This window comes from Streptomyces sp. NPDC050674, from assembly GCF_040654575.1.
Lineage (GTDB): Bacteria > Actinomycetota > Actinomycetes > Streptomycetales > Streptomycetaceae > Streptomyces.
Window position 1 is genome coordinate 106,385 of the sequence record NZ_JBFAIG010000008.1, and the last position, 12,334, is coordinate 118,718.

Annotated in this window: 11 protein-coding genes; 7 read left to right on the plus strand and 4 right to left on the minus strand. The window is 71.7% G+C overall.

Going from position 1 to position 12,334, the window contains the following annotated elements:
- Positions 1-2: 2 nt before the first annotated feature.
- Positions 3-521, minus strand: coding sequence for an N-acetyltransferase family protein (locus AB0I06_RS15525; RefSeq protein ID WP_363119305.1), 519 nt, complete (start codon positions 519-521; stop codon positions 3-5).
- Between the two features lie 194 nt (positions 522-715).
- On the opposite strand from AB0I06_RS15525, the gene AB0I06_RS15530 reads away from it, so the two are divergent.
- Together AB0I06_RS15530 and AB0I06_RS15535 are read left to right on the plus strand one after the other, a co-directional pair.
- Positions 716-1,714: a sigma-70 family RNA polymerase sigma factor gene (locus tag AB0I06_RS15530; protein WP_097217153.1), complete on the plus strand. Its 999-nt coding sequence runs from the start codon at positions 716-718 to the stop codon at positions 1,712-1,714.
- 599 nt (positions 1,715-2,313) lie between these two features.
- Positions 2,314-2,988, plus strand: a complete 675-nt coding sequence (locus AB0I06_RS15535; RefSeq protein WP_363119473.1) for a helix-turn-helix domain-containing protein — start codon at positions 2,314-2,316, stop codon at positions 2,986-2,988.
- A 64-nt stretch (positions 2,989-3,052) separates the two neighbouring features.
- Here the strand turns inward: AB0I06_RS15535 and AB0I06_RS15540 are convergent, their stop codons facing one another.
- Positions 3,053-4,045 carry a YafY family protein gene (locus tag AB0I06_RS15540; protein ID WP_363119306.1) on the minus strand — a complete coding sequence of 331 codons (993 nt, stop codon included), beginning with the start codon at positions 4,043-4,045 and terminating at the stop codon, positions 3,053-3,055.
- A gap of 62 nt (positions 4,046-4,107) precedes the next feature.
- Here AB0I06_RS15540 and AB0I06_RS15545 point away from each other — a divergent pair, with 62 nt between their 5' ends.
- The 5 genes from AB0I06_RS15545 to AB0I06_RS15565 all read left to right on the plus strand — a co-directional run bounded on the left by AB0I06_RS15545 (position 4,108) and on the right by AB0I06_RS15565 (position 10,149).
- Positions 4,108-5,616 (plus strand): MFS transporter, encoded by a 1,509-nt coding sequence (locus tag AB0I06_RS15545; protein ID WP_363119307.1) that lies wholly within the window; start codon positions 4,108-4,110, stop codon positions 5,614-5,616.
- A 334-nt stretch (positions 5,617-5,950) separates the two neighbouring features.
- Positions 5,951-6,712 (plus strand): DeoR/GlpR family DNA-binding transcription regulator, encoded by a 762-nt coding sequence (locus AB0I06_RS15550; RefSeq protein ID WP_363119308.1) that lies wholly within the window; start codon positions 5,951-5,953, stop codon positions 6,710-6,712.
- The gene (gene pfkB, locus AB0I06_RS15555) at positions 6,709-7,656 is read left to right on the plus strand and encodes a 1-phosphofructokinase (RefSeq protein WP_363119309.1); all 948 of its coding nucleotides are present in this window, start codon (positions 6,709-6,711) and stop codon (positions 7,654-7,656) included. The genes AB0I06_RS15550 and pfkB overlap by 4 nt, the downstream gene beginning before the upstream one ends.
- Before the next feature lie 154 nt (positions 7,657-7,810).
- Complete coding sequence (locus AB0I06_RS15560; RefSeq protein WP_363119310.1) at positions 7,811-9,868, plus strand: fructose-specific PTS transporter subunit EIIC; 2,058 nt, start codon at positions 7,811-7,813, stop codon at positions 9,866-9,868.
- 125 nt (positions 9,869-9,993) lie between these two features.
- Entirely contained in the window at positions 9,994-10,149 is a 156-nt protein-coding gene (locus AB0I06_RS15565; protein WP_363119311.1) for a hypothetical protein, read from the plus strand.
- Positions 10,150-10,177: 28 nt separating this feature from the next.
- On the opposite strand, the gene AB0I06_RS15570 is transcribed toward AB0I06_RS15565, so the two are convergent.
- Entirely contained in the window at positions 10,178-10,924 is a 747-nt protein-coding gene (locus AB0I06_RS15570; RefSeq protein WP_363119312.1) for a DUF6227 family protein, read from the minus strand.
- Positions 10,925-11,115: 191 nt separating this feature from the next.
- The gene (locus AB0I06_RS15575; protein WP_363119313.1) at positions 11,116-12,333 is read right to left on the minus strand and encodes an Ig-like domain-containing protein; all 1,218 of its coding nucleotides are present in this window, start codon (positions 12,331-12,333) and stop codon (positions 11,116-11,118) included.
- Position 12,334 lies beyond the last annotated feature (1 nt).

Genomic DNA, 12,334 nt, shown 5'->3' on the forward strand with positions numbered 1-12,334 from the left:
ACCTAGAGCGGCTTCTCGTACCAGGCCACGTCCCAGTAGCGGCCGAACTTGCGCCCGACCTCCCGGTACGTGCCGACGTGCCGGAAACCGAAGCGCTCGTGCAGCCGGGCCGACGCCTCGTTCGGCTGGGCGATGCCCGCGTAGGCCCGGTGCAGGTCCTCGCCCGACAGGGCCTCGAAGAGAGCCGCGTAGAGGAGGGTGCCGACGCCGCGGCGGCCCGCGTCCGGGGCGACGTACACGGACGTCTCCACGGAGGTGGCATAGGCGGGCTTCGGCCGGAAAGGGCTGGAAGTGGCGTACCCGAGGATCCGCTGTGCACCCGGTTCCCTGGCAACCATCAGCCGGTGCGGCCCGTCTTCAAGGTGGGAGAGCAGCCAAGGGCGGCGCTCCTCCGGAGTGAAGATCACGGTGTCGAATGTGATCGCCGTCTCACGTACATAGTGGTTGTAGAGGGCTGTGAGAGCTTCGAGGTCGTCCTCGACTCCTGGTCTGACCTGCACCTCTGTACGCTCCGACGGCATCCGGCCTCCCTGTGTGGCCGGACAGGGTACTGCATGATCAGAAAAATCGGAGGCCGGGTTGGGAATTCTGTCCTGATTCCAGTCGTTGTTTCCATCGGATGCAGGGCACCCGAGGAGAGTCCGGAAGGTCCCGGAAGACGGAGTCCCGCGTCCGAAGGACCACCCGCTGACCTCACCATCGCAAGGGAGCTCGCATGGCAACCCGTGCCGTCGCCCGTCGTCAGTCCGCCACCGGCGAGACGGCCGACGCGGCAAGCAGTGTTCGCGCCCATGGCGGCGAGATCGCCGACCGCGACCTGGTCGGCATGTATCTCGACGAGATCGCGCGCACACCGCTGCTCGACGCCGCCAAGGAAGTCGAGCTGTCGCAGATCATCGAAGCGGGTGTGTTCGCCCAGCAGATCCTCGACGGCCTGGAGGAGAACAAGGCCGGGGCCTCGCCCGAGGAGCTGCGGGCCCTGGTCGACGCGAGCGAGCGGGCCAAGGATGTCTTCATCCGCTCGAACCTGCGCCTGGTCGTGGCCGTCGCCCGCCGCTACCCCCGCAGCGGCCTGCCCCTGCTGGACCTGATCCAGGAGGGCAACGCCGGCCTGGTGCGCGCGGTCGAGAAGTTCGACTACCGCAAGGGCTTCAAGTTCTCCACGTACGCGACGTGGTGGATCCGCCAGGCCATCACGCGCTCGATAGCCGACCAGTCCCGCACGATCCGCCTGCCCGTCCACCTCGTGGAGGAGCTCGGCCGGATCCGCCGTGTGCAGCGCGAGTTCAACCGCGAGCACGGCCGGGACCCGGAGCCCGCGGAGATCGCGGCCGAGCTCGGCTCCACGCCCGAGCGCGTCACCGACGTGCTCGACTGGGCCCGCGACCCGGTCTCGCTGAACATGTCGGTGGACGACGAGGGCGAGACCCAGTTCGGCGACCTCCTGGAGGACACCTCCGCGGTGTCGCCCGAGCAGTCGGTGCTCACCCTGCTGCGCAGCGAGGAGCTCGACGACCTGATCGGCCGCCTCGACCAGCGCACGGCCTCGATCATCAAGATGCGCTACGGCATCGAGGACGGCCGGGAGCGCACGCTGACCGAGGTCGGCAAGGAGCACGGCCTGACCCGCGAGCGCATCCGGCAGATCGAGAAGCACGCGCTGCTGGAGCTGAAGAAGCTGGCCCGCAGCACCGGGTTCGACGCGGCGGCGTGACCACCGCCCGCCCCCGCCCCGCCTCCGGCACGTGTCCGCGCGGGCGGCGCGAGGCCGGTGAGCACGGTGAGCGTCCGGGCGTACGACCCGTCCCCACAGCCGGTGGGTGACGGAGCGTGTGCGCCCGGAGGGCACCGCGTACGCCGGGTGGCGAAAGACAGCGCAAACATGGCGTTGTAACGCCGCTTCAATCCGCGGAGTCAGGGAACAAGACTTCTGGGTCCACCAGTTCGGACCCGGGTCGCACCCTGACCCACCAGCCAAAGTCCCGTCGCACTCCCCCCGGCGCCGGGACTTTCCCCGAGGCCGGGCCTCGGCGTCCTTCCCCCCGGACGCCGGGCCCGGCTTTCGTCGTGCCCGGTTCGTCGCACGGGTTCGTCGTGTCTCGCCGGATGTCGTTTCCGGAGGGTGTTCCGGATGCCGTTCCGGAGGAGGGCATTCCAGAAGGGTTGGAGAGCGGGCCACCCCGTACCTGAACCACGGGGTGGCCCGCCAGATGGCAGATTGTGTCACATGGGCATAGCCTGCCGGGCGTGAGCAGCACCACCCCGCCCCCGTCTCCGCCCTCACTGACCGAGCGGCGCAAGGCCGAGACCCGCATGGAGATCGCCCGGGCCGCGGCCGGCCTCTTCGTACGGCACGGTCTGCGCGCCACCCGCGCGGAGGACATCGCCCAGGCCGCCGGCATCGCCCCGCGCACCTTCTACCGGTACTTCGCGACCAAGGAGGAGGCCGTCGCCCCGCTCTACGCGGCCGGCGCCCAGCGCTGGGTGGAGGCGGTACGCGCCGCCCCCGCCGGCACCGGAGTGCTCAGAGCCCTGGAGCAGGGGGTCCACCACACCCTCACTCCCGGCCTCGGCGTCTCGGCGGCCTCCTGGGAGTGGGTCCGCACGCTGCTGCGCCTGGCCGAGGCGAACCCGTCGCTGCGCAGGGTGTGGGCGGAGGTGTGCCAGACCTCGGAGCGGTTGCTGGGCGAGGTGCTGGCGCACCGGGTGACACGTGCAGACGCGACCCGGGGCTCCCGGACGCCAGAGGCTCGGAGCAGCGGCGACAACGTTGCCGGGGTGGGGGAGGAGACCACGCGGGCGACTGGCGGGGAACCCTCCGCCGTCAGCCCCGAGCTGCGCTTCGCCGCCGCCGTGGCGAGTGCGGCCGTCCGTGCCGCCCTGGAGGCCTGGGCCGAGGGGGACGGGCCCGTGGAGGGACCGGAGGGTCCGGCGGGACTCGCCCTGCGCAATCTCGCCGCGCTGCGGGACTTCCCCTGGGCGCCGTGAGGAGGTGGTCCTGAGTCCTGAGGGCATCCGTGCCGGACCGTGACGTCCGGCACCGGGCGCGCCGTCAGCTCACCTCCCCGCCCGAGCCGCGGCCCTCGCCCGCCGCTCGGCTCAGCCGCGCCCCCAGCTCCCGCACCGCCGTCACCAGTTCCTCCGGCTGGTGCACCACGAAGTCGCACTCCAGCATCGCCAGCCGGAACGCCACCCACTGAACGGCGTCTCCGGCCGACCCCCGCAGCCGGCACCTGCCCTCGTCCAACGGCTCGGGCGTGCCCAGCCAGCGCGGCACCCGGGCGGCGACGAAGCCGGCCGGCGCGGCGAACGTGACCTCGAAGTCGTAGGTCTGCTGCTGCCGTTGCACGGAGCGCCGCAGGTACTCCGCCGCGTCCCCCGTCGGCAGCTCCCGCGGTGCGAACCGGGCCCCGGTGGCGAACGGCTCGCTGACCCGGTCGACGCGGAACGTGCGCCAGTCGTCGCGGTCGATGTCGTAGGCGACCAGGTACCAGCGGCGGCCCGTCGAGACCAGCCGGTACGGCTCTGTCAGACGCCGTGACTCGGTGCCGTCCGCGGCGCGGTAGGCGAACCGCAGCCGTTCGTGCCCGGCCACCGTCGAGGCCATGACGGTCAGGGTCTCGGGCGCGATGCTCGGCCCGTCGCCGCTGGTCAGCGGGGTGGTCGCGGCCTGGAGAGTGGTCACGCGGTGGCGCAGCCGGCCCGGCAGCACCTGCTCCAGCTTGGCCAGCGCCCGCACCGACGCCTCGTCCAGGCCCTCCACGGCGTGTCCGGCCCCGGCGCGCAGCCCGACCGCGATGGCTACGGCCTCCTCGTCGTCGAGCACGAGCGGCGGCATGGCCTTCCCCGCGACGAGCCGGTAGCCGCCGTCGGAGCCCTTGGTCGCCTGCACGGGGTAGCCCAGTTCACGCAGCCGGTCGATGTCGCGCCGGACCGTGCGGCGGGAGACCCCGAGCCGCTCGGAGAGCTCGCCGCCGGGCCATTCGCGGGGCGTCTGGAGGAGGGAGAGGAGCGTCAGGAGCCGTGCCGGGGTGTCCGTCGTCATGCCGACGAGGATGCCGTACCACTAGGACATGATCTGACCTATTGCCCGTCTACCTTCACAGCATGAACTCCACCGACACCACCCCGGGCACGGCGGGCGGCGGGACCGACCGCCGGCGTTGGTTCGCCCTCGCGATCGTGATGACCGCGGCCTTCATGGACCTCGTCGACGTGACGATCGTCAACATCGCCATCCCGTCGATCCAGCGCGACGCGGGCGCCTCCTTCAGCCAGATCCAGTGGATCACCGCCGGGTACGCCCTCGCCTTCGCGGCAGGGCTGATCACCGGCGGGCGGCTCGGCGACATCCACGGCCGCAAGCGGATCTTCCTCGTCGGCATCGGCGGCTTCACGGTCGCCTCCGCGCTGTGCGGCCTCGCGGTGAACCCGGAGATGCTGGTCGCCTCGCGCTTCCTCCAGGGCGGCATGGCGGCGCTGATGGTGCCGCAGGTGCTGTCGATCGTGCACGCGACCTTCCCGGCGCACGAGCGGGGCAAGGTGTTCGGGCTGTTCGGCGCGGTCGTCGGTCTCGGGGCCGTGTCCGGGCCGCTGCTCGGCGCGCTGCTGACCGAGTGGAACCTGTTCGGCTGGGAGTGGCGGCCGATCTTCCTGATCAACCTGCCCGTGGGTGTCGCGGGCCTGATCCTCGGCAGCCGTTTCATCACCGAGTCGAAGGCGCCGCGCGCCCTGAAGCTGGACCTGGTGGGCATCGCGCTGGTGACGCTGGGCCTGCTGATGCTGATCTACCCGCTCACCCGGGGCCGTGAGCTGCACTGGCCGGTGTGGGGGTACGTCTCGATGGCCGGCTCGCTCGTCGTCCTCGCGGTGCTGGTGGCGTACGAGAGGCGCAAGGCGGCGCGGGACGGTTCCCCGCTGGTCGAGCTGTCGCTGTTCAGGGTGAAGAGCTTCGCGGCCGGGATCGCGGTGCAGACCGTCTTCGGTGTCGCGCTCGGCGTGTTCTTCCTGGTGTGGACGCTGTACATGCAGGCCGGGCTGGGCTGGAGCCCGCTCAAGGCCGGACTGACCGGCGTGCCGTTCTCGATCGCCGTGTCGCTGGCCGCCGGGATGTCGGTGCAGAAGCTGGTCCCGCGTTTCGGCCGCAAGGTGCTCCAGGCCGGTGCGCTGGTGATGGCGGCCGGGGTGCTGCTCTACATCTGGGAGTCCGGGCACTACGGCCTGGACATCGCTCCCTGGCAGATGGCGCTTCCGCTCGTCGTGATGGGCGTGGGCATGGGGCTGATCGTCGCGCCGCTGACCGACGCGATCCTCTCGGAGGTGCCGCGCGAGCACGCCGGTTCGGCGTCGGGGCTCATCAACACCGTGCAGCAGATGGGCAACGCGCTGGGCCTCGGCCTGGTGTCGGTGGTCTTCTTCGGCACGATCTCCGACCATCTGCGGCGGGAGCAGATCGGTCCGGCCTTCGCGGACGCGTTCCAGAACGCGCTGGGCTGGGTCGCCGCGCTGATGGGCGCCATCTTCCTGCTGATGTTCGCGCTGCCGAAGCGGCCCGCGCAGCACGTGGAGGGGGAGCAGGCGCCGGTGGAGGAGAGGGAGCCGGTGCTGGTCTCCTGAGCCGCCGGCCGCCCCTCGGGCTCGGCACCTCCGGGTGCCGGGCCCGCCTGCGTTTCCGGCCCTGCCCGAGCCGATGCCCGGGCTGAGACCGGAGTTCATGCCCGGGTCCGAGTGCACGCCCGAGTCAACCCGGAGCTCATGCCCGGATCCGAGCCCGCCCGAGCTCATGCCCGGGTCCGAGTCCACGCCCGAGCCGCGCTCGAGTGCATGCCCGGGTCCGAGCCCACGCCCGGGCTCATGCCCGATTGGGTCCGAACCTGTTTACTTCGCGGACATCTCGGCGTAGCCTCCCGCTGAAACCACACGTTCGGGCATGAGGCGGAGGCGAACGGACATGTACGCACCGGAGCGGCAGCAGGAGATTCTCCGGCTCGCCCGTGACGGCGGCCGAGTGGATGTCGTGTCGCTGGCCGAGGAGTTCCAGGTGACGGCGGAGACGATCCGCCGGGACCTGAAGGCCCTCGACCGCGCGGGCCTGGTCCGCCGCGTGCACGGCGGGGCCATCCCCGCCGGGCGCCTCGACTTCGAGCCGGATCTGGCCGAACGCGAGACGACCGCCGCCGACGAGAAGGACCGGATCGCCAAGGCGGCCCTCGCCGAACTCCCCGCTGAGGGCACGGTGATCCTCGACGCCGGGACGACGGTGGCCCGGATGGCCTCCGCCCTCCCGCTGGAGGCCTCCCTCACCGTCGTCACGCACAGCCTGCCGATCGCGGCCCGCCTCGCCGACCACCCCGGCATCCAGCTCCACCTGGTCGGGGGGCGCGTACGGCACCGCACCCGCGCCGCCGTGGACGCCTGGGCGCTGCGGGCGTACGGCGAGATCCGCGCCGACGTGCTGTTCGTGGCCGCCAACGGCTTCTCCGCCGAGCACGGCCTGACCACCCCCGATCTCGCCGAGGCCGCGGTCAAGCGCGCGGCCGTGGCCGCCGCCCGCCGCGTGGTGCTGCTCGCCGACTCCACCAAGCACGGCGAGGAGCACTTCGCGCGCTTCGGCGACCTGAGCGATGTGGACCTGCTGATCACCGACAGCGGGCTGAGCCCCGAAGACGCCGTCGCGATCGAGCGCGGCGGCACGGAAGTAGTGCGCGCATGATCCTCACCGTCACCCCCAACCCGTCCCTGGACCGCACCTACGAGGTGCCGTCCCTCGACCGCGGCGAGGTCATCCGCGCCACCGGCGAGCGGATGGACCCCGGAGGCAAGGGCGTGAACGTCTCGCGGGCGGTCGCCGCCGCGGGCCGGCGCACGGTGGCGGTCCTGCCCCTGGGCGGCGCCCCGGGCGCCCTCGTCGCCGAACTGCTCGACCAGCAGGGCATCGAGGTCGCGCCCGTCCCGGTCGCCGGGGCGACCCGCTCGAACATCGCCCTCGCCGAGTCCGACGGCGTCCTGACGAAGATCAACGCGCCCGGCCCCGAACTGTCCGCCGCCGAGCGGGAACTGCTCCTGGAGACCGTGCGGCAGCAGTCCCGCGAGGCGTCCTGGATCGCCTGCTGCGGCAGCCTCCCGCGCGGCCTCGCGCCCTCCTGGTACGCCGAGCTGGTCGCCCGCGCGCACGCCGCCGGGGCCCGGATCGCCCTGGACACCTCCGGGCCCGCGCTGCTGGCCGCCCTGCGCGAGCGGCCCGACGTGGTCAAGCCGAACGCCGAGGAACTCTCCGAGGCCGTGGGCCGTCCCCTCGCCACGGTCGGCGACGCCGTGAAGGCCGCCGAGGAGCTGCGCGAGATGGGAGCCCGGGCCGTCCTCGCGAGCCTGGGCGCCGACGGACAGCTGCTCGTCTGCGACCAGGGCGCCTGGTTCGGCAGCGCGCGCGTGGCCGCCGTGCGCAGCAACGTGGGTGCCGGCGACTCCTCCCTCGCCGGTTTCCTGATCGCCGGCGGCAACGGCCCCGAGGCCCTCGCCTCCGCGGTCGCGCACGGCGCCGCGGCCGTCCAGCTGCCCGGCAGTGTGATGCCGACGCCGGGCGACCTGGACCCGGCGGCGGTCACGGTCACGGCCGAGGTCCCGGCGGACCGCGTGCTGAAGGAGCCGGTCACATGACGTACGACGAGCACCGCCGGCCGACGCGCGGGCGGCGGGCCCTCTCCCCGTTACTCACCGGCCCCGCCCCCGCCTCCCTCACCCCCCACCGCACCCCCGTCCCCCTCCCCGCCCACCCCTCCCACCGGGCGATACGCGTGCTAAGGAGCCCGCGATGAGCGACATGATCACGGCGGACCTGGTCGACCTCGACCTGTCCGCCGACACCAAGGAAGCGGCGGCCCGTGCCCTCGCGGAGCGCATGGTGGCCCTGGGCCGGGTGACCGACCTGGACGGCTTCCTCGCCGACGTGGCCGCCCGTGAGGCCCAGATGCCGACCGGCCTCGACGGCGGCATCGGCATCCCGCACTGCCGCAGCGCGCACGTCACCGAGCCGACGCTCGCGTTCGGACGCAGCGCCGACGGCATCGACTTCGGTGCCCCGGACGGCCCGGCCGACCTGATCTTCCTGATCGCCGCGCCGGCCGGCGCCGACGACGCCCATCTGACGATCCTGTCGTCGCTGGCCCGCCAGTTGATGGACAGCGAGTTCACCGACGCCCTGCGCGCGGTGGGCGACGCCCCGGCCGCGGCGGCACTGATCCGCGGCGACGAGCCGGAGGCATCCGCACCGGCGGCTTCCGAAGACCCCGTGGCGTCGGCGGGAGCGGCCTCTCCCGCCGCCGCCACGGTCACCGGCGACGACGCCGCCGCGGACGAGCCGTCCCCGCAGCGCCCGTTCCGTATCGTCGCCGTCACCTCCTGCCCCACCGGCATCGCCCACACCTATATGGCGGCCGAGTCGCTGGAGAACGCCGGCCGGGAGGCGGGCGTCGAACTCACCGTCGAGCCCCAGGGATCGGCCGGTTTCACCCGGCTCGACCCGCAGGTCATCGCGGCGGCGGACGCCGTGATCTTCGCGCACGACGTGCCCGTGCGCGAGAAGGAGCGGTTCGCCGGCAAGCCCACCGTGGACGTCGGCGTGAAGGCGGGCATCAACCGTCCCGCCGAACTCATCGCCGAGGTGCGCGAGAAGGCCGCCCGCGGTGAGGTCACCTCCGGATCCGCCCCGGCCACTCCCGTGGAGCGCTCCGGCGAGTCCGGCGAGGGCTACGGCACCAAGCTGCGCAAGTGGCTGATGTCCGGCGTCAGTTACATGGTGCCCTTCGTCGCGGCGGGCGGTCTGCTGATCGCCCTCGGCTTCGCGATCGGCGGCTACAAGATCAACAAGGCGCCGTCGGTGATGGACCACTTCCTGTGGACCCAGGCCGACAGCTGGGCCGCGCTGCTCTTCCAGATCGGCGGCGTCGCCTTCGGCTTCCTCGTCCCGGTCCTGGCCGGCTACATCGCCTACGGCATGGCCGACCGGCCCGGCATCGTGCCCGGCTTCGTCGGCGGCATGATCGCGTTCAACATCAACGCCGGGTTCCTCGGCGGTCTCGCGGCCGGTCTGATCGCCGGCGGCGTGGTGATGGCGATCCAGAAGGTGAACGTCCCGGCGGCACTGCGCGGCATCATGCCCGTGGTGGTGATCCCGCTGATCTCCTCGGCGATCGTCGGGTTCCTGATGTTCGTCGTCATCGGCAAGCCCATCGCCGAGGCCCAGAAGGGCATGACCGACTGGCTGAACGGCCTGTCCGGCAGCAACGCGATCCTGCTCGGCACCCTCCTCGGCCTGATGATGTGCTTCGACCTCGGCGGCCCCGTCAACAAGGTCGCCTACACCTTCGCCACGGCCGGCATCGCCGTCACCAGCCCCAGCGACTCGGCGATGAAGATCATGGCCGCGGTGATGGCGGCCGGCATGGTCCCGCCGCTGGCCATGGCCCTGGCGACGACCGTGCGCGGCAAGCTCTTCACCCAGACCGAGCGCGAGAACGGCAAGGCCGCCTGGGTGCTCGGCGCCTCCTTCATCTCCGAGGGCGCGATCCCCTTCGCGGCCGCCGACCCGCTGCGCGTCATCCCGGCCTCCATGGCGGGCGGCGCGGTCACCGGCGCCCTGTCGATGGCCTTCGGCGCCACCCTGCGCGCCCCGCACGGCGGCATCTTCGTGGTCCCGCTGATCGGCAACCCCTTCCTCTACCTGGTGGCCATCGCCGCGGGCGTCTGCGTCACGACCGCCCTGGTCGTCGTCCTGAAGGGCATGCGCAAGCCGGCCCCGGGCGCCGCGACGGCCTCCGGCGAGAGCGGCGCGGTGCCGGCGGCGGAGACGAAGCAGCCCGTGGCGGCGTGAAGCGGTGAGGTGCTGGAGGTTCGCCCCTTTCGGGGTGTGTGAACCGTTCATGCCGCCTGCGAGATAGATCACGAAAATCACGACCCGGGACCATGAGTCCCGGGTCGTGGTGTCTACTGGGGCGCATGCCCGAGCACCTCTCCCGATGGCCCGAAGGCCACCCGCTCCCCGCCCTCCCGCAGCAGCGGCAGACCGGTCACCGGTCGGAGTCCGTGGAGCTGACCGGCGAGGAGAGAGCCGCCTTCGCCGAGCTGGTGCGCCACCTCGGCGACCGGCACTGAGGCCTCTCAGGGAAGTGCTGAGGCCCTCTCAGGAGAGCTGCGCCGCCCGTCGCTCCATCGCCTCGCGCGCCGCGTCCTCGCTGGCGTACACCTCGCACATGTGCCGTCCGTCCGGCGTCGCCGTGTGCTCGACCTCCCAGAGGGAGATCTCCTCGCCGTCGCGCAGCAGGAACGCGTGCTCGTAGAGCGAGAAGCCCAGTCCGGCCCGGCCGGCGCGGCACGGCCGGCCGAAGGCCTGGGTGATCTGGTGTCCGGACGCCGTGGCCAGCCGGGCCGCCGTGTCCTCGCCCGGACGGTCCGCGTTCTCCGCCCGGCGCAGTAACCTGCGCGCGTGGTCCGCCGAATTCTCCCCGGCGTACGCGTGCCGGGGCGAGGGGACCGGGGACAGCTGCACCGTCACCGGCAGCTCGAAGTCCGGGGTGTCCGGCGGCAGCGGCAGCCGTGCGGTGGCGGCGCGCAGCTCCTCCTCGTCCACGTACACCTCGTGCTGCGGCTCGCTGTCCGGCGCGGTGTTGTGGACGAGCTCCCACAGGGTGAGCGCCGAACCGTCGGCCAGCAGCCAGGTGTGCCGGTACGTCTCCCGGTGCAGGCCCGCGCTGTGGTGCGCCGAGTGCAGCGAACCGTCGTGCGCCAGCGCGCAGTCCAGACGCCTTATCGTCTCGTCCGGTAGCTCGAAGGAGTTCAGGGCGCGGCCGAGGAGTCGCGCGAGGTGCTCCTCCGGAGACTCGGGCGAGTCGTGGGGTTCGTACGCTGCCGTCTCGTACGGAACGCTCAAGGTTTCTCCCGGCGTTGCTGCATGTCACCTTGTGAGTGCATACCGTAGCCCCTCGGTCGGACATCATGTCCGGGAACCGAGAAAACGTACGTCCGGGAAAACGCGCGAGCCGCGCGAAAAGTTCCCGCGCGGCCCGGTCGCTCCGTCAAAAACCCCAGTTGGGGCGCTCTTTCGGGTGGTCACCCAGCCGCTCAGGAAGCGCTGTCCGCGACCCACTGGCTCCACGGCATGTTCCAGCCGTTGAGTCCGTTGTCCGGCGCCACCGTCTTGTCGGGGGAGTTCTTCACGACCACCACGTCCCCGATCAGGGAGTTGTCGTAGAACCACTTGGCGGGCGTGCTGCCCCCCGCGCCCTGGACATCGGCGAGACCGACGCAGCCGTGGCTGGTGCCCGCGCGGCCGAAGGGCGGATTGCCCTTGTTGTACCAGTAGTTGCCGTGGATGAACGTGCCCGACGTCGTCAGACGCATCGCGTGCGGCACGTCCGGGATGTCGTACTCGCCGCCCAGCCCCACCGTCCGGCTGTTCATCCTCGTCTGCACGAACTTCTCGGAGATCACCATCTGCCCGTTGTAGGTGGTGTGCTCCGGGCTGCCCGCCGAGATCGGGACCGTCTTGATCGTCTTGCCGTCCCGGACGACCGTCATGGTCTGGGTGTTGACGTCGACCGTGGAGACCTGGGAACGGCCCACCGTGAAGGTGACCGTCTTCTTCTGCACACCGAAGACGCCCTTCGCGCCCTCGACCCCGTCCAGGTCGATGTTCATCGTGACCTTGGAGCCGGCCTTCCAGTACTCCTCCGGCCGGAAGTCCAGCCGCTGCCCGTTGAACCAGTGCCCGACGACCTTCTGCCCGCTGCTGGAGTTCACCGTGATGTGCGACTGCACGTCCTTGCGCTCGGTGATGGGCTTGTCGAAGGTGAACGACACCGGCATGCCCACACCGACCGTGGTGCCGTTGTCCGGCGTGTACGTGCCGATGAAGCTGTTCGACGTCGTCACCGTGGTGAAGATCGAGTTGGCCGCGGCCGTCCGGCCGTCCGCGTCCTTGGCGGTCGCCGATATCTGGTACTTCGTGCCGCGCTCCAGCTGCTCCTTCGGCTTCCAGACCTTGCCGTCGGACGACACCGAGCCCGCGACGGTCTGACCGCTGCCCGCGACCGTCATCTTCACGTCGGTCAGCTTCCCGTCGCTGACCTTCACGCCCGTCGAGTTGATGGACGCTCCGGTCGAACCGTCCTTCGCCGAGATGGCGATCTTCGCGACGGACGTCTTGGTGCCGCCGTCACCGCCCTTGGCGTCGTTCTCGGCTTTGGCGCTGCCACCGCAGGCGGTGAGCGTCAGGGCGCCGACCATCAGGGCGGCACAGGCCCCCAGAGTGCGCCGCGCTGAAATGTTCGGCGTTGTCACG